Source organism: Paraburkholderia solisilvae (assembly GCF_902859875.1).
Classification (GTDB): domain Bacteria; phylum Pseudomonadota; class Gammaproteobacteria; order Burkholderiales; family Burkholderiaceae; genus Paraburkholderia; species Paraburkholderia solisilvae.
Genome location: NZ_CADIKF010000001.1, coordinates 276,261 through 299,222, shown reverse-complemented (window position 1 = coordinate 299,222; position 22,962 = coordinate 276,261). Strand labels below are relative to the sequence as shown.

Sequence of the window (22,962 nt, the reverse complement as noted above, 5' to 3'; positions counted from 1 at the left end):
TATCGGGTGCGCGACGGCTGTTCAGACACTCAGGGCGCCGACCGAATGAATCGACGGCCAGTTCACGATTTACCTTGAAGCCAACGAGTCCACCATGTCCGATGTTCTGACCAGAATCATCGCTGTCAAGCGCGAGGAAATCGCCGCGAGCCGGCAAACGAAGCCGATCGAAGTCCTGCAGCGCGACGGCGCGGCGCAGCCGGTGCGCGATTTCGTCGGCGCACTGCGCGCAAAACACGCGAGCGGCTTGCCCGCGGTGATCGCGGAGGCGAAGAAAGCGAGCCCGTCAAAGGGGCTGATTCGCGATCCGTTCGAACCGGCGCAGATTTCCGCGTCGTATCAGCGGCATGGCGCCGCATGCATGTCGGTGTTGACCGACAACACGTTCTTTCAGGGCTCCGCCGCCGATCTCACCGCCGCGCGCAACGCATGCGAACTGCCCGTGCTGCGCAAGGACTTCATGGTCGACGCGTATCAGCTTCACGAAGCGCGCGCGATGGGCGCCGACTGCATCCTGCTGATCGCCGCGGCGCTCGAACCCGCGCAGATGCGCGATTTCGAAGCGCTTGCCCATTCGCTGAACATGGCCGTGCTCGTCGAAGTGCACTCGCGCGAAGAGCTCGACGTCGCGCTGACGCTCAAGACACCGCTTGTCGGCATCAACAATCGCAATCTGCGCACGTTCGAAGTGACGCTCGACACAACGCTCGGCATGCTGCGCGACATTCCGGACGACCGCATCGTCGTCACCGAGTCGGGCATTCTGCGCCCCGCCGACGTCGACCGGATGCGCGGCGCGGGCGTCGACACGTTCCTCGTCGGCGAGGCTTTCATGCGTGCTGCAGACCCGGGCGCGGAACTCGCGCGACTTTTCTTCAGCGAATAAAAATCGCTGCGCGGCGCGAAGCCGCGGCAACTAAACACGCGCGACCATATCGCTAAACAAGGCCAGCCAAAAGCGAACGCGCCGCGCGTGAAATTCAAAAGCGCCTGAGCATCCTTAATGACCTGATTCATTCGCCATCCATCACATTCGTCCGCCGCAATTCCAGCCCTAATTGAAATGCGCTGACGCGGCTGCAGTAAAGGCGGCGCTCGGCTATACTGGCCCGCTTGATTGCGCTTACCGACGCTTATCCGCTTCATTGGCGCGCGTAAGCGTCTGAAGGTCGCCTCGAGCATTCCCGCACGAATTGACGACGGGCCACTCAAGGCGCTGAAGGCCGGGCCAGGCTGGAAATTATTGATGGCGAAAACGCTCGAGTACCTGAACCAAGTGCTGCGCGGCGCGTCGAGCGCAGGATGGGCCTCTCCATCGCTTCTGCTGCGCTACGCGATCATCGTCGTCGCGATCGGCGGGATTTCGTTCGCATATGCTTTTTCAGCGGGCTGGGTCGGTTGGCCCGTGCATCGCGCGCCGCTTTCCGCCACGCGCGTCGTCAACGCGTTCGAGGCGACCACCGGCCCGCACCCGGGTTTTCGCCGCAATCACGCGAAAGGTATCTGCATTGCCGGGCACTTCGACAGCAACGGCGCAGGCGCCGCACTTTCGCGTGCCCGCGTATTTGCGCCGGGCGTGGTGCCGATCGTCGGACGCTTCTCGGTGCCCGGCACGAATCCGTCCGTCGCGGACGGCGAATCGCGATTGCGCAGTCTTGCGCTTCGCTTCGCGGTGCCGGACGGCGAAGAGTGGCGAACCGCAATGAATTCGGTGCCGATCTTTTCGGTCAGGACGCCGGACGAGTTCGTCGCGGAACTCGCAGCGCAACGCGAGGACAAAGGAACCGGTAAACCGGACCCGGCGCGCGTCGCCGAGTTCGAGGCGCAGCATCCGGAGGCGCGCGCCTTTCGCGCGTGGACGCGAACGCATCCGGCGTCGTCGGGCTTCGACAACGCGACGTACTACGGCGTCAGTGCGTTTCGCTTCGTGAAGGCGGACGGTACTTCGCAATACGTGCGCTGGAGCATGGTGCCCGAGGTGGCCTATGAGCCCGTTGCCGCGGCACAGCGACGCGATCCGGATTTTCTCGCGCACCGGCTCGTCAACACGCTTCGGCAGGGTCCGTTGCGCTGGCATCTGATACTCGCAGTCGCGCGGCCCGGCGACGCGATCGACGATTCGACGCAACTGTGGGTGCAAACGCCCGATCGCCTGCGCGTCGATGCCGGCACGCTGGTGGTCGAGAGTGCGCAGGCGCAGATCGATGGGCGTTGCCGCAATATCGATTTCGATCCGCTGATTTTGCCGGCGGGCATTGAACCGTCCGGGGACCCGCTCCTGTCCGCCCGTGCGGCCACCTATATGGAATCGTTTTACCGCCGCATGTCGGAAGAAGTTCGTTACGCAAGCAAACGTTAGCCTCAGAACAAGCAATGCTCAGCAGACTTTATTACGAGAAGTTAAACTCGTACGTTATCGTGTGCTCCGGCGCGCGGTCGCATCAAGCGTCGCCTTGGACGACGCGCTTCGATTACTACAAGGGACAAACGAGGAACTCCGTCGATGACCGACGCAGACTTACCCAGCCTCCTGCCGGGCATGCTGCCGCGCCTGTGGGCATTCGCGCTGCGCATCACCGGTGATCAGCACGATGCGGAAGATCTCGTACAGCGCGCATGCGTGCGCGCTCTCGAGCGTGCTCACCAGCTACGGCCCGGCACGGCGCCGCTTAGCTGGATGTTTTCGATCGTGCATTCGACCTGGATCAACGAATTGCGGGCACGTAGCGTGCGTAGCCGTTCCAGCATGCAATGGGACGATGCGCTGCTCGAAACCGTCGCCGATCCAGCCGCGCGTTCGCCTGAAGATCATGTGATGAACGGACAGGTCATCGATGCTGTCGCACGCTTGCCGGAAGCACAACGCGTCGTTATGCTTTTGGTAGCGGTGGAAGGCCTGAGCTATAGCGAGGCTGCGGAAGTCCTCGAGGTGCCCGTCGGAACGGTCATGAGCCGTTTGTCGAGGGCCCGCCAGGCCATAGGCGCGCATTTCGGCGTGCGAGAAGGCCAGAAAATGAAGAACACGGTAAAAAGTAAGGGCGAAGTTTCATGAAATTGGACGACATGCTATTGATGGCGTATGTCGACGGTGATTTATCGCCCAACGAACGCCAGGAAATCGAGAAAGAGCTTGCGACGTCACCCGAAGCAGCGGAGCGTGTCGCGCTTTTCTCAGCGTCGCGCCTACCCTATGACGAGGCGTTCGCCGACCAGAAGCTGCCCCCCGTCCCTGAAAGCTTAACGAAAAAAATCGAAGCGCTGACGCGCGCGCATGCGGCTCCCGCCGCTGCACCGTCCGCTGACCGCAGCGCGAACGACGCGCATATCGAACACGACGCGCAGATGCCGCCGTCCGCGCCGGTGCGTTCGCGCCTGCGCATCGCGCCTGCGTGGCTCGCGGTCGCGTTTGTCGCCGGTGCATTCTGCTTCGGCGCGGTATTGCGTCTCGCACCGGGCCTGAGCCCAGGGCAAGGCGGCGCATTCGCGACGGCGTCGAACGACGCTCCGTCGCCGTGGATTCGCGCGGTGGTCGACTACCAGAAGCTATTCACGCGCGAGACGGTCGCGTTCACGCCGGTCGATACCGAAGGGTCGGCGCAGACGGTCGCGCAAATCCGTCAAGACGACAAACTATCGTTGCGCGTGCCCGATCTGAGCTCGGCGGGACTCACATTCAAGCGCGTGACGCGTCTGCGCTTCCAGGGCAAGCCGCTCGTGCAGATCGAGTACCTGCCGGCCGAAGGCCCGCCGGTCGCACTGTGTGTGATGAAGGACGTGCGCCCCGACCAGGCAGTCGCCGCTTCAAAGGTGTCCGATATGCATGTGGTGACGTGGCGCCAGGACGAACTGCATTACGCGCTGGTCGGCGGCGACAATAAAAACATGGACCTGACGGCGATCGGCAAGCAGATTTCCGGGCAAGGCGTCGATCAGCTATTCGGCAAGGCCAATTCCGCGTCCATCGGACACGGTACGATCGGCTAGCCGACGCGACCTTCAACTTATTTCGCACTTCAACCTGCTGCAACGCGCTTCATGCAACGCCCACGCCGGGCGCTGCATGAAGCGGCCGCATTGAATCGCCGGTGGCCGCACCGGCGGTTATTTGTCCGGTTGCGGCGTAAAGCGCAAATACGGACGCTCCGCACGATACCCCTTCGGAAAACGCCGCCGGATTTCCTCTTCGTCCTGAACCGACAGCGGAATGATCACGTCGTCGCCTGCACGCCAGTTGCCGGGCGTCGCAACGCCATGCGCGTCGCTCAGTTGCAATGCGTCGATCACACGCAGAATCTCGTCGAAGTTGCGGCCGATACTCATCGGATAGGTCAGCGTCAAACGCAGTTTGCGCTGCGGGTCGATGATGAAAACGGCACGCACGGTGGCCGTACCCGACTGCTTCGGGTGAATCATGTCGAACAGCCCGGCAACGGTCTTGTCTTTGTCGGCGATGATCGGAAAACCCACCACCGTCTTCTGCGTGTCTTCAATATCGGCAATCCATGAGCGGTGCGAAGCCGCATCGTCGACCGAAATCGCGATCGCCTTTACATTGCGCTTTTCAAACTCCGGTTGCAGCTTGCCGGTCAGGCCAAGCTCGGTCGTGCAAACCGGCGTGAAATCGGCCGGGTGCGAAAACAGCACCACCCATGAATCGCCGGCCCAATCGAAGAAACGAATCCGGCCAATCGAGGTGTCCTGCTCGAAATCGGGCACGGTGTCGCCCAGGTAAAGCGTGCTCATCTGCTGCCTCCAGGATCAATGCTCCGGACGGAGCGGTATCACCCTTCACCATACCGTTCGCGCATTTTTTCACTCAAGCAGCAGAGCGCGTTCAAATATGAGCAGCAGATGCGGCGCCGCGATCTGCGGCCGCCATCATTCACACGACGGCCAAAAAAGAAGGTGATGGCGCTTGCGCGCCATCACCACGGGAACAACCGTTGCAGCGAATCGAGGCCTAGCGGTTCAGCGTATCGGAAGGCGCTTCGTTGAACTCACGGCGGTAGCTGTTGACGAGCGTCGAGCGGTTGCTGACGCCCCACTTGTTCGCCGTCGCGAGAATGCCGTTCTCGTGCGCGCCGTCGGAGGTCTGCAGCTCGGCGCGAATGCGCTCCATGCGCAACCGGCGCACGATTTCGCTCGGCGTCGAGCCAAGGCTGCTCTTGAACGCGCTTTGCAGCGCACGCTCGGTCACGCCGATTTCGCCGGCGATCTCGCGAATCGACAGATCCTTGCGGTCGAGGTTGTCGACCAGATACCGGTACGCGCGGCGATAACGCGCCGGCAGCCGTGCGCCGATATCGTCCAGTTGCTCCGGCACACGCACCGTGCGCTGCGCGTAGCGCGCGAGCGCGCCCGCTTCGTCGCGAATGCAGCGCATCGCCGTCAACGCATAGCGCGTATAGACGCGCAGCGATTCCGCGTTGCGCTCCTGCTGATGACGCAGCTTCGCAAAACAATACAGATATTCGAGCTGGCGATGGCTTTGCGGCATCCGCACTTCCGCGTTGAGCAGCGTGAGAATCGACTCGGCGAGCGCCGGCGCGCCGCCCGCGAGGCTCGCGAGCACGATCTCGATGCGCACCGCGCCCTGGTAGCTCGCGATACCCTGCTTGCCGGCCCAGTCCGCGTGCGCGCCGAGCACATGGCCGACGTCGCGCTGGCCGTTGGCAAGCTGCATCAGCTGTTTCAGGTAGTCGGTGCGCGCGCGCAGCAGCGGCGTCTGCACGGTGTACGTGCTCACGCGCGGCGTCGTGCCCTGCATCGGCGCGATACGCGGCGTGCCTTCGCCGGCAAGGTTCGATTGCCAGTAAACGTGATCGCTCAGTTCCGGGTGCGAGCGCAATTCGCTTTGCGTCGCGACGTCGAAACGCACCGCGGTCAGCAGCTCGCGCCAACCGCGTGCGTTCGTGAGCGTCGTCATCGAATCGTCGATCAGATCGTCGAGCGCGTCGAGCACGCCATCCGCGTCGCGCAGGCGGCCGAGGCCGAACAGCACGCCGAACATGCCGAAGTAGCCTTCCAGACGCAGCGGCAAGTCGCTGCCCGGCTGGTCGACGAGACGCATGAAGCACGACATCGCGGTGCCGTAGCGGCAGCGGAACAGCGCCTGCCAGCCGGCGTTGCGGCACGATGCGAAGCGAACCTGTTCCTTCGATGCGCGCATCAGTTTCTGCGCTTCGCGGTACGACTCTTCGGCGTCGACGTCCATCCCGACCGCCATTTGCAGATCGCCGTGCAATTGCAGCAAGCCCGGTAACAGATCGGGATCGCAGGTATCGGCGTGGCGCGACGCCTGGGCGGCGGCGGCCTGAATCCGACCCTCGGAAATCAGTTCGGTCAACGCGGGCGGAATCGACGTCGACGTCAACATCGAGACGTAGGGAAAGTAGAAAGTGGCAAGCATGGCGGGCTCCGTTGGCGATCCGATGCAGACGCGGCAAGCGTCCGAAGTGCTCAGGACAAACCCGAACACAGCAACGGAACCCAATGTAGCCAAACCGTTGGCCAGGATTCTCAATAATCCGGCACGTTAAATGAACTTGAGCATTGTTGAGATTTGCCGGCCATCCGCGCTTCGCTTTCCAGTACTCCCTTTCATTTCCTATACGCCAGCCGAATGTCTTTCGGTCCCGCTGGCGAATCGGCAAGTGGAGCGATCTGATGTGCGGGTTTCAGATGCGAAGTGGGAATACGCCCCCGCTATCGCGTGTTGTGTTGAGCAGGGCACGACGCGATGTTGCTCGTGACCAAACGACTCAAGACCTGACCTGCCGGGGTGGATTGCGCTTCCACGCGAAGCGCGGCGACCGTTACGGAGAAATCATGCAGATTGCCTTTTACACACAAAACGACCATCTGTTTCGCGAGATCGACAAGGCATTCGAAGAGGACGGCAATTACCGTTGCATCCGCTTTACGAGCGAGCTTCCGCTGATCCGCTTCCTCGAGCGCCATGACACCGCGCTCGTGCTGTTCGACTCGGGCCGCAGTTGCGCGGCCGGCCGCGGCGTGCTGTCGTGGCGCGCGTGCCACTTCCGCCGCGACCTGCCGGTGATGATGATCGGGCAGGCGTGGGACTCGGACAGCATCATCGAAGCGCTCGACGCGGGCGTCGATGAAATCGCGGTCGGCTCGCCTTGCGCGAAGGAAGTGCTGGCGCGTGCGCGCCGCACGATTGCGAAGAGCGGCGGCGGCGCGAACTCCGACAGCCGCATTTCGCTCGGCGAATACACGATCGACCGCTCGACCAGCGCGATCAGCGTAAACGGCCAGCACATCAAGCTGACCGCGCGCGAGCTGACTCTCGCGTGGCTGCTGTTCGCCAACGCGGGCACGCTGCTCACGCGCGAACAGATTGCCCGCGCGGTGTGGGGCAAGGAGGCGGTGATCGCCAGCCGGTCCATCGAGCAGCATATTTACAAGCTCCGCAGCAAACTGTCGCTCGGTGAACACAGCAACCTCCAGCTCAAAACCGTCTATTCGATCGGCTACGTTTTCGACCTCGTCAGGACGCGGCCCGCAGCAAGCCCGGCTCCGAGGATGAGTGAGGCGCTTGCCGCCGCCCATCCCTACTGATTGCACGTGAAGCGAGTTGGGTGAACGGCCCCGCCAGGTTTCGGCACCCGACTCGCTTAGGTGCATTTTTAGCCCATCGACCAGGCGTATTCTGTCCAGTCGCGAAGGCGCGCGCGTTTTGGCGAACCTTCTTGCCTGTTTGGGACAATCCTGCGGAATAGTGGCGCTCGCCGCCTGTTGATAGGGCGGCTCGCCGGAGTGCGTGCAGGCTGCCCTCTTGCGACCCCGGTGCGCGACGGCATGCGGATAGCGGTCGACGCGCACGAATTTCCGATGAGAAACGCTATCGCATCGGCCGTCTCGCGGTTTGTGCTGAAGCGTCGTCGGTTGCACGCCGGCAGGATGTTATGATCGGAAACAACCGGTCGCGCGAAAAACCCGCAAGCGCGCACGCCGCGAACCGTCTTTCCGCTACGCCAGACCATGGATACCACGTCAGCCAAACCCGCCGAGTCAGCGACGACCGACCTCGGCCGGCGCGTGCGCGCTGCCCGGATCGCGCTCGAGCTGACGCTGGAAAATGCGAGCCGCCTGTGCGGCGTGTCGCGCTCGACGCTGTCGAAAGTGGAAAACGGCCTGATGTCGCCGACTTTCGACGTGTTGCAAAAAATCGTGCTCGGGCTGCAGATCGACCTCGCCGACCTGTTCGGCGCGACCACGAAGCTGACCGCGGGCGGCCGACGCGCGCTCACGCGCAAGGATGCCGGCGAACGTCACGCGTATCGCGGCTACCAGATGGAACTGCTCGCGACCGACCTCGCGCACAAGGCCATGCTGCCGTTCCGGATCCGCATTTCCGCCCATACGCTCGATGCATTCGACGACTGGGGCCGCCACGCGGGCGAAGAGTTTCTGTACGTGATCAGCGGCAGTGTGTGCCTGTATTCCGAGCTGTACGCGCCGACCCATCTGAATGCCGGCGACAGCCTCTACTTCGATAGCCGCACGGGCCACGCGGCCGTATCGACGAGCGAAGAAGACGCCGAAGTGCTGTGGATGGCGACCGGCGCCGATCTCGTGCAGCCGCCCGCCGAGACGCCGGCTAAAAAGTAGACCTGCGGCGCCCCGCTATACCGCGGTTCAGTGAGACACAGCGGCAGAACCGGCCTCGCGCCGTGCGCCACCCGTGCCCGCTTCGTTCGTGCCTGCTTCGCCGGCGCCGGCGGCGCCCCGCACAGCACCGTCGCGCGACGCCCCCACCAGCGCCCGCTGCGCGAGTTGCGCGATATGCAGCGCCTGCCGGCCGGTGCCGTGCTCGATCTGCTCGCGGCAGCTAAAGCCGTTGGTCAGCACGATGGTCTGTTCAGACGCGGCGCGCACTGCCGGAAACAGCTTGTCTTCGCCGATTTTCTCCGACATCGCATAGTGCGCTTCGTTGAAGCCGAACGATCCGGCCATCCCGCAACAGCCGGTATCGAGCAGCTTCCACTGCACGCCGAGGCGCTCGAGCAGCGCGGTATCGCCTTGCATACCGAATAGCGCCTTCTGATGACAGTGGCCGTGCACGATCACCTGTGCATCCAGGGCCGGCCAATCGAACGGCTGACGCGCGACAAAATCCGAAAACAGGAAGGTCTGCGCGGACAGGCGCCGCGCCGCGTCGCTGTCGGGCAACTGCTTGAGCAACTCATCCTTGAATACCGACAGGCAACCCGGTTCGAGGCCGACGAGCGGCACCCCCGCGGCGATCTCGCCGGCGAGATCGTCGAGCACATTCACGAGCAGTTCGCGCGCGCGATCGAGCAGGCCGTAGTCATAGAGCGGCCGGCCGCAGCACAGACGCTTTTTCGGCAGGACGACCTGAAAGCCCAGGCGCGTCAGTACGTCGGCGGCAGCCGACGCAATGTCCGGAGAGAAATGATCGTTGAACGTATCGACCCACAGAATCACCTTCTTTGCCGATGCATCGCGCGCATCACGCGCGCCGCGCGATGTCGCAGACTGCTGTTGTTGCCGCGCAATCTGCCGGTACGTGCGGCGTGCGAACGCAGGCAGCCTGCGCGCCTGCGCAATGCCCGCCACCCATTTTCCGAGCGGCCCGACGAGCGGCGCGGAAGTCATCAGGTTCGCGAGCGGCGCGAAGCGTGCGGCAAGCGGCGCCCATTCGCCGATGCGCCCCATGAACAGCGCCTGTCGCGGACGGCGATGCGTCTCGTAGTAGTGCGACAGGAACTCGGCCTTATATGACGCCATATCGGTGTGCGTCGGACAATCGGATTTGCAGCCCTTGCAGGCAAGGCAGGTATCGAGCGCATCGCGAATTTCCTCGCTTTGCCAGCCGCCCTTGATCGTCTCGCCTTGCAGCATCTCCCAGAACAGATGGGCGCGCCCGCGCGTCGAATATGCCTCTTCGCGCGACGCGCGATAGCTCGGGCACATCGTGCCGCCTTCGAGCGAACGGCATTTGCCCATGCCGATGCAGCGTTCGACTGCACGCTGAAAGCCATCGCCTTCGCGGCTCGTGAAAGTCAGCTTCGTTTGCAGCGTGACAGGCCGATAGGCCGGTCCCATCCGCAAGTTCTCATCGACGCGGTACGGATGGACCACCTTGCCCGGATTCATCCGTTGAGCCGGATCCCAGATCGCCTTGAATCGTTCCATCGCCTGCATCAGTTCCGCGCCGTACATGACCGGCAGGAATTCGGCCTTGGCCTGGCCGTCGCCGTGCTCGCCGGACAGCGAGCCGCCGAACTCGACCACCAGATGCGCCGCTTCGCGCAGGAACTGGCGCCATGTGCCGATGCTTTCGGGTGTGCGCAGATCGAAGGTAATGCGGGCGTGCACGCAGCCGTCGCCGAAGTGGCCATACAGCGAGGTCTGGTAACCGTAACGGTCGACGAGCGCCTGGAACGCGCGCAGATAATCGCCAAGGCGCATCGGATCGACCGCTGCGTCCTCCCAGCCGACCACCGGGTCGGGACTGCCGGGCTCGATCGTCAACGCGACCGCGGACGCACCGGTCTCGCGAATCGACCACACCTTGTTCTGCAACGCGCGCGTGTCGACACGCTTCGTCGACACATTCGGACCGGCCTCGCCTGCTTCGAAATAACGCGCCGCCGCCTGCGCGGCCTCGATCGCCGCTTCCTGCGTATCGGCGCCGAATTCGAGCACCACCCATGCGTCGCCTGGCGGCAGCAGCGCGATTTCCTCCGCCTTCAGCCCGCGCGCCTGCAAGCCGCGAATCATCACGCGGTCGAGGCCTTCGATCGCGATCGGCCTGAAGCGCATGAAATGCGGCACGGCGTCTGCGGCAACGTAAATATTGTCGAAGCCGACGACCAGCAGCACGCGCTGCGCCGGGCTATGCACGAGACGGACCTTTGCCTGCAGCGTCACCGCGCAGGTGCCTTCGGTGCCGACCAGCGCGCGCGCCACGTTGAAGCCGTTTTCAGGCAGCAGTTGATCGAGATTGAAGCCGGACACGCGGCGTTTGATCTGCGGGAATTTTGCGCGAATCAAATCCGCGTACCGGTCGCGCAATGTCTTGAGCGCTGCATAGATTTCCCCCTGGCGGCCGCCCGCCGCGATGATGCGCGCGAGTTCCTCTTCGGAAGTCGGGCCGACCCAGAAGCGCGCGCCATCGTAGGTCAGCACTTCGAGCGCCTCGATGTTCTCGACCGTCTTGCCGGCCATCACCGAGTGCGCGCCGCACGAGTTGTTGCCGATCATGCCACCGAGCGTGCAGCGGCTATGGGTGGCAGGGTCCGGCGCGAACGTGAGGCCGTGCTGCTCGGCCGCGTCGCGCAACGTGTCGCAGACCACCCCGGGTTCGACGATCGCCGTGCGTTGCGCCGGGTCGACCGACACAATACGGTTGACGAATTTGCTTGCGTCCGCAACCACCGCGACGTTCACGCACTGCCCGCTTTGCGAGGTGCCGCCGCCGCGCGGCAGGAACGGCACGTCGTTGCGTTGGCACGCGCCAAGCGTCGCGATCAGATCGTCGATATCGCGCGGCACGACGACCGCGATCGGCACTTGCCGATAGTTCGACGCGTCGGCGGCATAGAGCGCTTTCGAGCCCTGATCGAAACGCACTTCGCCGCGCACATGCTGCCGCAGATCGGCTTCGAGCCGCTGCAGCACGGCCGCGCTGCTGTTGAACGGCGAGGTTGCCGGGCGCGCGCCGCGCGCGCGTGATGCTTCATCCGTAAGCTGTTCTTCGATTGAATTCACTCTGTCCTCGCTGATGCGGGCTGCCGAGGAGCCGCCCAGCCTTCATCGTGACGATGCCCCGTCATGCGCGGCCCGGTCATGCCGGGCCGGTCGAACGGGTAGCGTCCGGCGATGCGAAACCCCAATGGACAAAGGATACGCGCAAATGCCGCCGTGCCTGAAGGCAATGCGTCGTTACGCGGCCTGCGGCAAGCCGGTGTGGCCCCGGTACGTCGGCCGTTTTTCTGTTCCTCGAAGCGGGGACGGCTCTTTACGCGGGGAGGTCCGCGTGTGCCATTTCCTCGAACACCTTTGTCGCCATGTCCAGCCCATGCCGTGTCGCAAACACGCCGGCGTGAGGCAATGCTCTCAGGATAGCTTCGACGATTTCCCGCTTTGATGCGCCTGAAGACAGCGCGTCTTTCACATGTTCGGACAACATTTCTGCATCGGCCTGTCTTGCAACGCATGCCAGACAGGCTATGTCGGTCAACCGCCGGGCCTTCGTCTCTTCAGCCGACTCGTAAACGTACCCGACTAATCCGAGGTCTTCAAGATAGCGAGCGACAACGGGGGATATTTGCGCAAGTCCCTCCGGTAAGCTCAACGCAAACTGTCCGCTGACCGATAAGCGCGAAACGGCCAGCCCTTCAATCGCTTCCTCGGTGTTCCCTTCGGTTTTCTCTTCCGTCGGCTCATCCGCTGACCGGGCTTGGGACAAGCCCTCTTTTGCGGTTCTCTCGAATACGTCCAGTGCCATGCGGGTGATCGGCAAAATCAGCGGCCAGCCGATATAGCCGGTAAGCTGAATCAGGACCTCCGTCAGCTCGCTGCGCGTCCAGCCGATCCGCAAGCATGCGTCAAGATGCAGCCGGACGGCATCAGGCTGATTTTCCTGCGCAATCGCAACCGCCAACGTAGCGAGCTGGCGATCCTTGAGGCTCAATGCGGATCTGCTCCAGGCCGCTGCATACACGCGCTTCGTGAAGTCGTCGTGCACTTGCGCGGACAATGCACCTGACCGCTCGCTTTCACGCGTGACCAGCCATGCGACATGCGGGTCGCAACGTTCAGCGCGTCGCGGCGCCGGGCGCATCTCATGCCCGATCTCGATGCCACGCTCAGAAAAGACCTTCGACACAATCCGGACGGCGGCCACGGTGGTTGGGACACCTGCGTACACAAGTGTATGCAACACCGTTTCGAGCAACTCGTCAGCGCTCCACCCGGTGTTCAACATACCGGCAGCGTGATACTTGAGCGCAGATTCGGCATTGCCCATCGTGGTCAGCACGGCAACGGTAATGAGTTCGCGGTGCTTCAGGGCGAGGTTAGGCCTCGCGATAATTCCCGCGTACGCACCTTCGACAAGCAGACGCCTGAAGCCTGGATCGAGGCCATCCAATGCCGAACTGAGGCTGTCGAAACCGGCATCTCCAATTGCATGGATAACGGCCATTCCCACGTCGTGTAGCGATTTGTCATGTTCGATCATGTCGGCTCTGCCCGAGGTTAGTTCCGTAGTGGTCCGCATAGCGACGATGTGGTATGGAAATTAAATGTAAATTACCAAAAAACACTTTCAGTAATGCACATTCCGCTTCGACAATTTTTCCTGTTAAAAAAATCCTATACGTCGATCAAATAGAATTGATCGGATTCAGTGGGCGACTCAGTGTTTTTTACGCCGGCGCACAATGACTTTGCCAGCGGTGTCGCGCAACATCGGTTGCTTCTGGTGCTCACGCCCTTGCCGGGCGTCATCCCGAAAAGCGCCTGCCCAAGGAACTCAAAGGCATCCTACCCGATCGCCAGAAGTCAAAACTGAACTTTTGTCACACGACAGCATGGCGCCTCGATGGTCAACGAGACTTCACGCCAGTCAGGCACGCGCTCCCGCATAACGTGATTATTCAATATCGGAATCCTGGACATTTCACACAACCAGGATAAGCATCTCGCACACAAATTCAATTATGAATTTTTGTGAACTGCGATTGTTAAAAATACGGCAGCCAATACAATCGGCGTAACTCATTTCAGCCAGTGCCGGGCACAAAGCGGTCAAGCCCCATCTTCACTAGCGAGGCTGGATTCAGTCGAACATCGTTGTCACTATAAACGGGAGAGCAATTTTGTTAAGGCTTCGGGAAAAGGTGGCCCTTGTCACCGGGGGCAACGCTGGAATCGGCGAAACCACGGCTTTGCTATTTGCAGCGGAAGGCGCGAAGGTCGCCGTTGCGGCCCGGCGGCAAGATGCTGGGCAGCGTGTCGTCGAACAGATCCGTCAGGCGGGCGGAGAGGCAATCTTCATCAAGACAGACGTCTCGAAGGCCGATGACTGTGCGAACGCGGTCGCGCGAACCGTGGATGCGTTCGGGAAGCTCGACGTGGCGTTCAACAATGCAGGCGTCGAGGTGTTCGGCAAACCGGTTGCCGAGACCGACGAGTCGACGTGGAACTTCGTGAACGACGTCAACCTGAAGGGAATGTTCCTGTCGATGAAACATGAGATTCCCGAGATGCTCAAGGCGGGCGGAGGGGCAATCGTGAACATGTCGTCGACATACGGCGTCATCGCGTCCGCGTTCGGCGGATGCGCGTATCACGCGTCCAAAGCGGGAATCATCGGGCTCACGAAAGCGGCCGCACTCGAATACGCGAAGCTGCACATCAGGGTCAATGCGATCTGCCCTGCTTTCGTTGCCACGGCGATGGTCGAAAACTTTCTCGAAGAAACGCGCCAGACCGACCAGATCAAGGCGCTTCATCCGGTGGGCAGGCTGGGCACGCTGGATGAGATCGCGCAAGCCGTGCTGTTTCTTGCGAGCGATGCATCGTCCTTTATTACGGCTACCGCGCTATCCGTGGACGGCGGGATGGCGGCCATCTGACGCGTGACGTGTGAAACAGCACCCGGCACTGCCGCCACGCAGGTCCGGTGAAACAGCGCTATCGGGCGCTCATTCGGTTGCCGGCGAAGATCGCGCGACGCAACCGGCTCAAACAGGAACGTTATGGATACCGATCTGTTGGAACCTCGCATTGATGCACGAGGCGGCCGCCCGGACATTTTTGAAATCGGCGCCCCGATCCCCTTGGGCGTGGTGCCGGACAGGATGCATGCGTGGACGATTCGCCGCGAAAACCACGGCGAGCCGCAAACGGCGCTGACGCGGGAAATCGTCAGTGTGCCGGCCATCGGTCCCAATGAGGTGCTGATTCTCGTCATGGCAGCCGGCGTCAACTACAACGGCGTGTGGGCCGCATTGGGCCAACCGTTCTCGGTCCTCGACCTGCATCAGGATCCGTACCATATCGCCGGCTCGGACGCATCGGGCATCGTCTGGGCGGTCGGGAGCCATGTCAGGCAGTGGAAGGTCGGCGACGAGGTGATCGCGCATTGCTCGCAGGTCGACGGCCAGGACGAAGAGTGCAACGGAGGCGATCCGATGCTCTCGCCTTCGCAACGCATCTGGGGCTACGAGACCTCATACGGGTCGTTCGCGCAATTTGCGCGAATCCAGGCAACGCAATTGATGCCGCGTCCGAAACACCTGAGCTGGTCGGCCAGCGCCTGCTACACACTGACGCTTGCCACCGCTTATCGCATGCTGTTCGGCCACGAGCCGCATGGGTTGAGACCGGGGCAATCGGTGCTCGTCTGGGGCGCGGCAGGCGGCCTCGGCTCGATGGCCATCCAGCTCGCGGCATTGGCCGGCGCGCGTCCGGTGGCCGTGGTGTCGGACGATTCGAAAACGGAATTCGTCAAGCGACTCGGCGCGGTAGGGGTGATCAACCGCTCGCAGTTTTCCTGCTGGGGTGCGCCGCCGCCGGTCGACTCGGGCGCCGGATACGCCGCATACATCGATAGCGTGAAGACATTCGGCAAGGCCATCTGGCAAGCGCTCGGCGAAAAGCGCGACGTCGACATGGTGTTCGAACATCCGGGCCGCAATACGTTCGCTGCCTCCTGCTATGTCGTGAAGCGCGGCGGCATGGTGGTCTTCTGTGCGGCGACGAGCGGTTACGACCTCACATGTGACGCGCGCTACATCTGGATGCGTCAGAAGCGCATCCAGGGCAGCCATTTCGCCAATCTGAAGCAAGCTGCGGAAGCAAACCGCCTTGTGATCGACGGTCGCATCGATCCGTGTCTGTCGGAAGTGTTTCCGTGGAGCCAGTTGCCGCAGGCGCACGCCAAGATGCGCACGAATCAGCATCTGCCGGGCAATATGGCCGTGCTGGTGCAGGCGAACAGCAGTGAAGATCGCGACGCCGCGCAGCGGCGCTGAATGAGGTTGACACTGATATGAGCCAAGCGAATGCAGCTGCCGGACAACTCGCCATCATCGGCATGTCGTTCCGGTTTCCCGGTGGAAGTTCCACTGCGGCGGCGTACTGGTCGTTTCTCAATTCGGGGCGTTCGGCGATTTGCGACACGCCTTCCGATCGTTTCGATATCGCGGCCTTCTATTCGCCGGACCCGGATGAACCCGGCAAAACGTATTCGCGTGTCGCGGGCTACGTCGACGATCCCTTTTTCTTCGACCATCAATTCTTTCGCACGTCCGCGGCCGAAGCGCTGGAAATGGACCCGCAGCAGCGGTGGATGCTCGAACTGACGTGGACCGCGCTCGAGAACGCAGGTCTGGTGCCGAGCCAGCTGCGCGGCAAGCAGGTCGGACTTTTCATGACCACCGGCGAGGCCGATTACGGACGCAGAACGATCTGGTCCGGCGACCCGCACGGCATCACCACCTACTCGAAGCTCGGCAATCTGCGGGCCATGGCGCCCGGGCGGGTGGCGCACGTGATGGGCTTCAGCGGGCCCGCGATATTCGTCGACACCACCTGCTCGTCGTCACTGGTGGCCGTGCATCTTGCGGCGCAGAGCTTGCGCGCCGGCGACTGCGACATCGCGATCGCCGGCGGCGTAAACCTGATTCTCGGACCGGAGGAAACCATCGGCGTGGCGCGCCTTCAGGCCATGTCGCCCACCGGACACTGCCGGCCATTCGACGCTGCAGCCGACGGTTACATCCGCGGCGAAGGAGGCGGTGCGATCGTCATCAAACGGCTCGATGACGCACTCGAGCAAGGCGACCGCATCGACGCCGTGCTGGCCGGGTCGGCCATCAACAGCGACGGCGCCAGCAACGGTCTGACCGCACCGAACGGCGCGGCGCAGGAATCGGTCATCAGGCGGGCAATCGCACGGGCCGGCGTGCATCCCGAAGCCGTGTCGTATGTCGAGGCGCATGGCACGGGAACCTCGCTAGGCGACCCGATCGAGCTGTCGGCGCTTCGTAACGTCTATACCCGCCCGGTCGAGCGGCAGCGTCCGATGCTTGTCGGGTCTGTCAAATCGCAGGTCGGACACCTCGAGGGCGCCGCGGGAATGGCCAGCCTGATCAAGGCGATCCTGATACTGCGTCACCGCCATGTGCCGCCCCAGGTGAACTTTGCGAACCCGAATCCGCGGTTTCGCTGGGAAGGCGCCCAGCTCGAGATTCCGCGGCATGGCACGGCGCTCGAGGGCGAGCGCCCGATGGTCGGCGTCAGCGGCTTTGGCATTACCGGCACGAATGTGCATCTGGTCCTGGCCGCTCATGAGAACGAGCCGCCCCCCGCCCCGGGCATGATGCGTGAACGTGTTCTGACGCTGTCGGCGCGATCGCCGAATGCGGTACGGCGACTCGCAGGCGCGTACGCGGCCATGCTGCGCAACCACGCAATGCCGTTGCGCGACATCTGCTACACGGCAAGCGTCAAACGCGATCATTTCGATCATCGGCTCGCGCTGGTCGGCGCAAGCAACGACGATTTCGTAGCCGCCATCGACGACTTTCTGGCCTCCGAAGCTTCCGGAAAATGGCACGCGGGCGACATGCCGAAGAAGCGGCGGCTGGCATTTCTCTTTCCAGGCCAGGGCGCCTGGCAGCCGGGTATCGGCGCGCAACTGTACGCCGGCAATTCGGTGTTCCGCAGCTTCGCCGACTCGTGCTTCCGGGAACTCGATGAGAGCACGGCGCGTGACGTGCTGGATGCGGTCAACGGACGCGACCCGTCGTCCGTTCGCCACCATCCTGGCCAGCTCGCGCACTTCATCGTCTGCTTTTCGCTGGCCCGCACCTGGATCGAGTTGGGCCAGATGCCTGACCTTCTGATCGGTCATTCGCTCGGCGAGCATGTGGCGGCGGTCATCGGTGGCGTGATGACGCTCGCCGACGGTCTGAAGGCCGTCGAGGCGCGCGGCAGACTGTTCGATTCGCACACGCCTGCAGGCGCGATGCTGGCCGTTTCCGCCAGCGTCGACGAGCTGTCCGCACAGTTCGAATTCGGTACGAACCTGTTTATCGCGGGTATCAACGGACCCGAGCAGACCGTCGTGAGCGGAACGCGCGACGCGGTGGCCAAGGTTGAAAATGCGATGGTGGCGCTGGGCAAGCGCGTCTCTTTGCTGAAGACCTACGATACGCCCGGGCATTCGCCGATGCTCAAAACGATGCGCGACGCGTTTCGAAGCGCGTTGCAGCCGTTGAGGTTCGCGCCTGCGCGAATTCCGATCATATCGACGCTGACCGGGCAACTCGCAACGGGCAGCATCGCGAGCGCGGAGCACTGGTTGGATCTCGTCGAGCAACCGGTGAGATTCCATCACGCGTTACATGCCGCGGCTGACGGCAATACCACGTTTCTGGAAGCCGGACCCGGAGCGGCGCTTTCGAAACTCGCGCGCGCCGCGGAGGGCGACTGGCAGTGTGCGGTGTCGTCGCTGGCCGACGGGCCGGACGACGACGAAGAGCCCGAATTGACCGGCTTCGCGCATGCGTGTGCCCGCCTTTATAGCGTGGGACGCACCATCGATTGGGGAAAGCTCTACGGCAATGCGCCCACGCCCGCGGACCTCCCCACTTATCCGTTCGATCGCGAGAGGTTTGAACTGCCGTTCCCGGATCGCAAGCCGGTTACGCACGGCCGCAACACCGCAGCGCTTCAGCAGGCGATAGCCGACATCGACAGTGCCGTCACGCACGCATCGACGCGTATCGATCCGGCTGAACGCGGAGAAGCGAATTTCTCCGCGGCCGAAGACAGGCAAGCGCTGCTCGAACAGATCCGCGCTATCGCTGCGTCGGTCGCGACGAACAACGTCTCGCTCGCAAACGCGTTGCCCCTCGTGCAGCAAGGCATGGACTCGCTCGCGTTGACGGAATTGCGCGTGCGTCTACATCAAGCGTTCGGAAAAATGCCGCCGATGTCGATGCTCGCGAGAGGCGCGTCGTTAGCGTCGCTGGCTGGCTATTTCGCGTCGCCGGGATGGCGTTCGACGAGCGAAACGGGTGTCGCTGCGGCACCTTCCGTGCTCCATCGATCCGCTCAAGCCGAGCCACCCGCCGGCGCGCACACGGAGATCGACGAACGCCCGCTTGTGGTGTCGTTGCGCGACGGAGATGGACCTGTCATCGCACTCGTGCATCCGGTCGGCGGGGATGTTCTCTGTTATCAGGACCTGGCCGCGATCTGGCCCGGCGATCCTGCCGTCGTCGCGATCCGTCATCCGTACGCGGATCAGGATCGGGAAGTGGCGTACCTGTCGATCGCGCAACTGGCTTCGCTCTACCGACGTGCATTGGTCAACGCGGTCGGCCGGGTTCCGGATCTGCTCGGCGGATGGTCGTTCGGCGGCCTGCTTGCACATGAAATGGCGGCGCAGTGGGAGTCGGACGGCATCGTTGCGCCGCCGCTGCTGATGATCGACAGCCCGTCTGCCGCAAGCGGCTTCGCTGTGCGGCTCAGGCAGATTGTCGGCGAACTCGATGGCGACGACGGTCCGCGCCTCGTCGACAGGCTGCTGGCGGATGCTCGCTTCGACGCCCTTCTCGATCAGGACTTTTACCTCGCCGACGTGCGCCGTCGTGCGGATGCCGGCGTATTCGCGCATATCGCGCGACTCCATGCGTCAAGTGCGGCCGCCGCGTCGATGCACCGGCCGCAGCAGGTGCGTACGCGCATTACCTATGCACTGGCTGCGCGAAATCATGCCGGGGCGTCCAGCGAGCAGGTCACTGAGCATCTGCGCCTGCTGACCCAAGGGAAGATTACCGTGAACGTCTTCGATGACGACCATAACTCGATCGTTCGCAGCCCGTCTGTTCTGCGCGTCGCGCACTTCTTGAATGGCGAAACAAACGACGATCAGCATCTGCTGCGTGTGACGCAAGCATAGGAACCAGAATGAACGAGTTCGGCGGTTACCACATCGAAGATCTGTTTGTCGGGATGAGCGCAACGTATTGCAAGACGCTTGTGGAGCGCGACGTGCTGCTGTTTGCCCACGCGTGCGGCGACAGGAACCCGGTTCACCTCGACGAGCAGTATGCACGTGCAACGCAGTTCGGCGGCCGGATCGTGCACGGCATGCTGAGCGCGAGCGTCATCTCCGCGGCCATCGCCAGCCGGCTTCCCGGGCCGGGTTCGATCTATCTGTCGCAAGACCTGAAGTTCGTCAGACCGGTCAGACTGGGGGAAACCGTGGTCGCCGCGGTCAGCGTGTCGGAAATCGACCCGGCGAAGCGCCGGGTGGTATTGAGCACGGTCTGCAAGGTGGCCGGGCAGATTGTCATATCGGGTCGCGCGCTGGTGATGGCGACGACATCCAGGATCGACGATAAGGCATCGTTGCCGATTGTCGAAACGTGAAGATCGTTCACTTTTAGCCGTTTGTGGTTCGCTACGTTGGCTTCACCTTTACTTCAACTTATCTCAACCCCTCGGAGTGCGCTATGAGCAGCGAACTTGAAACTTCATCCGCGAACGGCGTCAGCGTGACTGCCGAAAAAATCATGTCATGGATCGGCGAGTGGACCGAGTCGCGCGATCTGAAAGTACCGGCGGATCTCAACCAGACGTTCTCCGATGCAGGATTCGACTCGCTGCACTCCGTGGAACTGGCCTTTTTCCTCGAAGAGAAACTGGGCATCAAGGTCGACGAGACGGTTTTATACGACTATCCGACTTTCGCTTCGCTTGCCGACTATCTTGTCGGTCGGCTCGGGCCCGTTGTGGAAACCAGGTCCGGCAACGGCGTGACGCAGCAGCAACCCGCTGCCAACGCTACCGACTGGTAGTCATCTCATCGAGCTCGACTGGGGTACTCAAAAATGACGGATGCGATCGGTCTTCACGACCAACGGCCTGCACGGCATTTCAACCGAACGGCGGCCGCCGGATGGATCTCGCGTGTGGTCGGCTACGGTTCGGCGCTTCCCGATCGCAGAATGACGAACCATGAACTGGCGGCGATGGTCGACACGTCGGACGAGTGGATCGTCCAGCGTACCGGCATCAGGGAGCGACGCATCGCTGCGGCCGGCGAAAACACGTCCGATCTCGCCATTCGCGCAGCGGGTTCCGCGTTGGAACGCGCCGGCCTGACGGGCGCCGACGTCGATCTGATTGTGCTGGCCACGTGCACGCCGGACCGCACGCTGCCCTCGACCGCCACCCGCGTGCAGGCTGAACTCGGCATGACCCGCGGCATCGCATTCGATGTGCAGGCCGTCTGTTCCGGGTTCGTATACGCACTTGCGGTCGCCGACAACATGCTGCGCCTCGGGCAGGCACGCACCGCACTGGTGATCGGCGCCGAGACGATGTCGCGCATCATCGACTGGAACGACCGTAATAGCTGCGTGCTCTTTGGCGACGGCGCCGGCGCGGTGGTGTTGCGTGCAGAGCACGCCGAAGCCGGCGAACCGGGCGGCATCCTGTCGACTCATCTGTATTCGGATGGCCGGCATCAGGACAAGATCTACACCGACGGCGGAACGTCGTCGACGCAAAGCGCGGGAAAGATGCACCTGGCCGGGCGTGAAGTTTTTCTGCACGCAGTGGTAAACCTGGCGCAAGCGTCGCAGGACGCGCTAGCCGCAAACGGCTTCACGCAGGACGACGTGGACTGGGTCGTTCCTCACCAGGCCAACCAGCGCATTGTCGAGACATTGGGGGAGAAGCTGCATCTGCCGAAAGAAAAAATCGTGCTGACCGTCGACCACCATGGCAATACCTCGGCGGCGTCCATTCCGCTGGCGCTGGCCGAAGCGGTCGATGACGGCCGCATCAAGGCAGGCGATCTCGTGCTCGCGGCGGCAATGGGATCCGGCTTTACCTGGGGATCGGCGTTGATCCGGTGGTAGCGATGCGCAAGCCGAAAGCGCGAGTCAACTGTGCTCTTTTCGCGTGCGCCCTTTCTCCGCCTCGCCCGTGTCACGCTGCACAAATGGGGCACAGGAATGCAAGGGGACGGAAGCGTCACCCAGCCCGGTTGCGGCCGACAGCCCGCGCGCATGCCTTGCGCGCGTCGCCGCCGTTCACCCCAACGGGATTCACGCAGCTTTCATATTGCGGATGTACAGTCTCGCTGCGAGTTATCTCGCAACGAAACTCCTAGCAGTTTTTAAGGCCCGCATAAGCGGGCTTTTTTTTCGTGCATGCGGTTCTGCACGCATGCACAACGATCGCGCGAAACGTCTCGCTCAGCAGCGGAAATGCTCGATATCCTGACCTGCGTTGATAGCGCGCGTGAGCCAGTCGGGGCGCTCGCCCTTGCCGTCCCATGTGTTGCCGTAGGCGTCGCGGTATTTGGGGGTGGCCGCATCTTCAGTCAGCGCGGCCGCCAGATCTTCGATCGAAATGCCGTACTCGTCCATGCGGCGCCTGATCCAGACGATCAGCCGCTCGCGCGCCTCACCGTCGGCGTCGAACAATCGATGTTCCTCTCGCTGTTTCATAAAGTATCGATATCGCGGCCGGACTTATTCGGCCGGAATTGAATTCCGCGCGCGTTATAAAACATAAAGGCTTCGCCCATTCAGCGAAGCCCTTATACGAATCTGATGGACACGGCTAGCGGCCCTGACGATGCAGGAATACACGCCATGCCCAACACGTTTGACTGACAGCGAACGCGCGCCCGTGATCGCCCTTTCGCGTCAGATGAGTCGTGTGTGTGAGTCATGTGCCGCATGGCTGGTGCGAGCGTTCGCTGATGGAACCCTGGTGCGTCGCGGGTTGCTTCTCTGATTTGCCTGCGATTCTACACTCATTTTACGGCGCGCCAGATATGCCGCAATCGTGCGGCGCAACGGCGAGAGCCGCACCGGCTCGACGTCTGCGGGCAGCGCGCCGGTTTCGCCCAGTGCTTCTTCGCACGCCCAA

General features: G+C 62.7%; 17 protein-coding genes. 12 read left to right on the top strand and 5 right to left on the bottom strand.

Annotation, left to right across the window (positions count from 1 at the left end):
• Positions 1-94 precede the first annotated feature (94 nt).
• From trpC to HV675_RS01410, 4 genes are all read left to right on the top strand, one after another.
• Complete coding sequence (trpC, locus tag HV675_RS01425) at positions 95-886, top strand: indole-3-glycerol phosphate synthase TrpC (protein WP_175108942.1); 792 nt, start codon at positions 95-97, stop codon at positions 884-886.
• A gap of 360 nt (positions 887-1,246) precedes the next feature.
• On the top strand, positions 1,247-2,359 hold the full coding sequence (locus HV675_RS01420) for a catalase family peroxidase (protein WP_175108941.1): 1,113 nt from the start codon (positions 1,247-1,249) through the stop codon (positions 2,357-2,359).
• A gap of 144 nt (positions 2,360-2,503) precedes the next feature.
• Entirely contained in the window at positions 2,504-3,052 is a 549-nt protein-coding gene (locus HV675_RS01415; protein ID WP_175108940.1) for an RNA polymerase sigma factor, read from the top strand.
• A complete protein-coding gene (locus HV675_RS01410) occupies positions 3,049-3,984 on the top strand; it encodes an anti-sigma factor family protein (RefSeq protein WP_175108939.1) in 936 nt (311 codons plus the stop codon). Before HV675_RS01415 ends, HV675_RS01410 begins: the two co-directional genes overlap by 4 nt.
• A gap of 117 nt (positions 3,985-4,101) precedes the next feature.
• On the opposite strand, the gene HV675_RS01405 is transcribed toward HV675_RS01410, so the two are convergent.
• Together HV675_RS01405 and HV675_RS01400 are read right to left on the bottom strand one after the other, a co-directional pair.
• Positions 4,102-4,743 (bottom strand): peroxiredoxin, encoded by a 642-nt coding sequence (locus tag HV675_RS01405; protein ID WP_175108938.1) that lies wholly within the window; start codon positions 4,741-4,743, stop codon positions 4,102-4,104.
• Positions 4,744-4,960: 217 nt separating this feature from the next.
• Positions 4,961-6,409 (bottom strand): helix-turn-helix transcriptional regulator, encoded by a 1,449-nt coding sequence (locus tag HV675_RS01400; protein ID WP_175108937.1) that lies wholly within the window; start codon positions 6,407-6,409, stop codon positions 4,961-4,963.
• 419 nt (positions 6,410-6,828) lie between these two features.
• On the opposite strand from HV675_RS01400, the gene HV675_RS01395 reads away from it, so the two are divergent.
• Positions 6,829-7,581 (top strand): winged helix-turn-helix transcriptional regulator, encoded by a 753-nt coding sequence (locus HV675_RS01395; protein WP_175108936.1) that lies wholly within the window; start codon positions 6,829-6,831, stop codon positions 7,579-7,581.
• Positions 7,582-8,004: 423 nt separating this feature from the next.
• Positions 8,005-8,634 carry a helix-turn-helix domain-containing protein gene (locus tag HV675_RS01390; RefSeq protein WP_175108935.1) on the top strand — a complete coding sequence of 210 codons (630 nt, stop codon included), beginning with the start codon at positions 8,005-8,007 and terminating at the stop codon, positions 8,632-8,634.
• A 27-nt stretch (positions 8,635-8,661) separates the two neighbouring features.
• On the opposite strand, the gene HV675_RS01385 is transcribed toward HV675_RS01390, so the two are convergent.
• Both HV675_RS01385 and HV675_RS01380 read right to left on the bottom strand, forming a co-directional pair.
• Positions 8,662-11,670 carry an FAD-binding and (Fe-S)-binding domain-containing protein gene (locus tag HV675_RS01385; protein WP_377700770.1) on the bottom strand — a complete coding sequence of 1,003 codons (3,009 nt, stop codon included), beginning with the start codon at positions 11,668-11,670 and terminating at the stop codon, positions 8,662-8,664.
• Positions 11,671-12,010: 340 nt separating this feature from the next.
• Positions 12,011-13,234, bottom strand: coding sequence for a carboxymuconolactone decarboxylase family protein (locus tag HV675_RS01380; protein ID WP_246270044.1), 1,224 nt, complete (start codon positions 13,232-13,234; stop codon positions 12,011-12,013).
• A 640-nt stretch (positions 13,235-13,874) separates the two neighbouring features.
• Here HV675_RS01380 and HV675_RS01375 point away from each other — a divergent pair.
• The 6 genes from HV675_RS01375 to HV675_RS01350 all read left to right on the top strand — a co-directional run bounded on the left by HV675_RS01375 (position 13,875) and on the right by HV675_RS01350 (position 21,941).
• Complete coding sequence (locus HV675_RS01375) at positions 13,875-14,633, top strand: glucose 1-dehydrogenase (RefSeq protein WP_175108934.1); 759 nt, start codon at positions 13,875-13,877, stop codon at positions 14,631-14,633.
• Between the two features lie 138 nt (positions 14,634-14,771).
• Positions 14,772-16,034, top strand: coding sequence for a crotonyl-CoA carboxylase/reductase (gene ccrA, locus HV675_RS01370; RefSeq protein WP_246270042.1), 1,263 nt, complete (start codon positions 14,772-14,774; stop codon positions 16,032-16,034).
• 17 nt (positions 16,035-16,051) lie between these two features.
• A complete protein-coding gene (locus tag HV675_RS01365) occupies positions 16,052-19,972 on the top strand; it encodes a type I polyketide synthase (protein WP_175108932.1) in 3,921 nt (1,306 codons plus the stop codon).
• Between the two features lie 8 nt (positions 19,973-19,980).
• Positions 19,981-20,445 carry a MaoC family dehydratase gene (locus HV675_RS01360; protein WP_175108931.1) on the top strand — a complete coding sequence of 155 codons (465 nt, stop codon included), beginning with the start codon at positions 19,981-19,983 and terminating at the stop codon, positions 20,443-20,445.
• A gap of 83 nt (positions 20,446-20,528) precedes the next feature.
• The gene (locus HV675_RS01355; protein ID WP_175108930.1) at positions 20,529-20,873 is read left to right on the top strand and encodes an acyl carrier protein; all 345 of its coding nucleotides are present in this window, start codon (positions 20,529-20,531) and stop codon (positions 20,871-20,873) included.
• Between the two features lie 33 nt (positions 20,874-20,906).
• A complete protein-coding gene (locus HV675_RS01350; RefSeq protein WP_175108929.1) occupies positions 20,907-21,941 on the top strand; it encodes a beta-ketoacyl-ACP synthase III in 1,035 nt (344 codons plus the stop codon).
• 339 nt (positions 21,942-22,280) lie between these two features.
• Here the strand turns inward: HV675_RS01350 and HV675_RS01345 are convergent, their stop codons facing one another.
• Positions 22,281-22,535 carry an H-NS histone family protein gene (locus HV675_RS01345; protein ID WP_175108928.1) on the bottom strand — a complete coding sequence of 85 codons (255 nt, stop codon included), beginning with the start codon at positions 22,533-22,535 and terminating at the stop codon, positions 22,281-22,283.
• Positions 22,536-22,962: the final 427 nt, after the last annotated feature.

Coding starts and splice junctions, on each gene's coding strand:
- HV675_RS01380 (WP_246270044.1), bottom strand. CDS start 13,234: ATGATCGAACATGACAAATCGCTACACGACGTGGGAATGGCCGTTATC.
- HV675_RS01400 (WP_175108937.1), bottom strand. CDS start 6,409: ATGCTTGCCACTTTCTACTTTCCCTACGTCTCGATGTTGACGTCGACG.
- HV675_RS01405 (WP_175108938.1), bottom strand. CDS start 4,743: ATGAGCACGCTTTACCTGGGCGACACCGTGCCCGATTTCGAGCAGGAC.
- HV675_RS01345 (WP_175108928.1), bottom strand. CDS start 22,535: ATGAAACAGCGAGAGGAACATCGATTGTTCGACGCCGACGGTGAGGCG.
- HV675_RS01395 (WP_175108936.1), top strand. CDS start 6,829: ATGCAGATTGCCTTTTACACACAAAACGACCATCTGTTTCGCGAGATC.
- HV675_RS01360 (WP_175108931.1), top strand. CDS start 19,981: ATGAACGAGTTCGGCGGTTACCACATCGAAGATCTGTTTGTCGGGATG.
- HV675_RS01410 (WP_175108939.1), top strand. CDS start 3,049: ATGAAATTGGACGACATGCTATTGATGGCGTATGTCGACGGTGATTTA.
- HV675_RS01355 (WP_175108930.1), top strand. CDS start 20,529: ATGAGCAGCGAACTTGAAACTTCATCCGCGAACGGCGTCAGCGTGACT.
- HV675_RS01350 (WP_175108929.1), top strand. CDS start 20,907: ATGACGGATGCGATCGGTCTTCACGACCAACGGCCTGCACGGCATTTC.
- HV675_RS01420 (WP_175108941.1), top strand. CDS start 1,247: ATGGCGAAAACGCTCGAGTACCTGAACCAAGTGCTGCGCGGCGCGTCG.
- HV675_RS01390 (WP_175108935.1), top strand. CDS start 8,005: ATGGATACCACGTCAGCCAAACCCGCCGAGTCAGCGACGACCGACCTC.
- HV675_RS01415 (WP_175108940.1), top strand. CDS start 2,504: ATGACCGACGCAGACTTACCCAGCCTCCTGCCGGGCATGCTGCCGCGC.
- HV675_RS01365 (WP_175108932.1), top strand. CDS start 16,052: ATGAGCCAAGCGAATGCAGCTGCCGGACAACTCGCCATCATCGGCATG.
- trpC (WP_175108942.1), top strand. CDS start 95: ATGTCCGATGTTCTGACCAGAATCATCGCTGTCAAGCGCGAGGAAATC.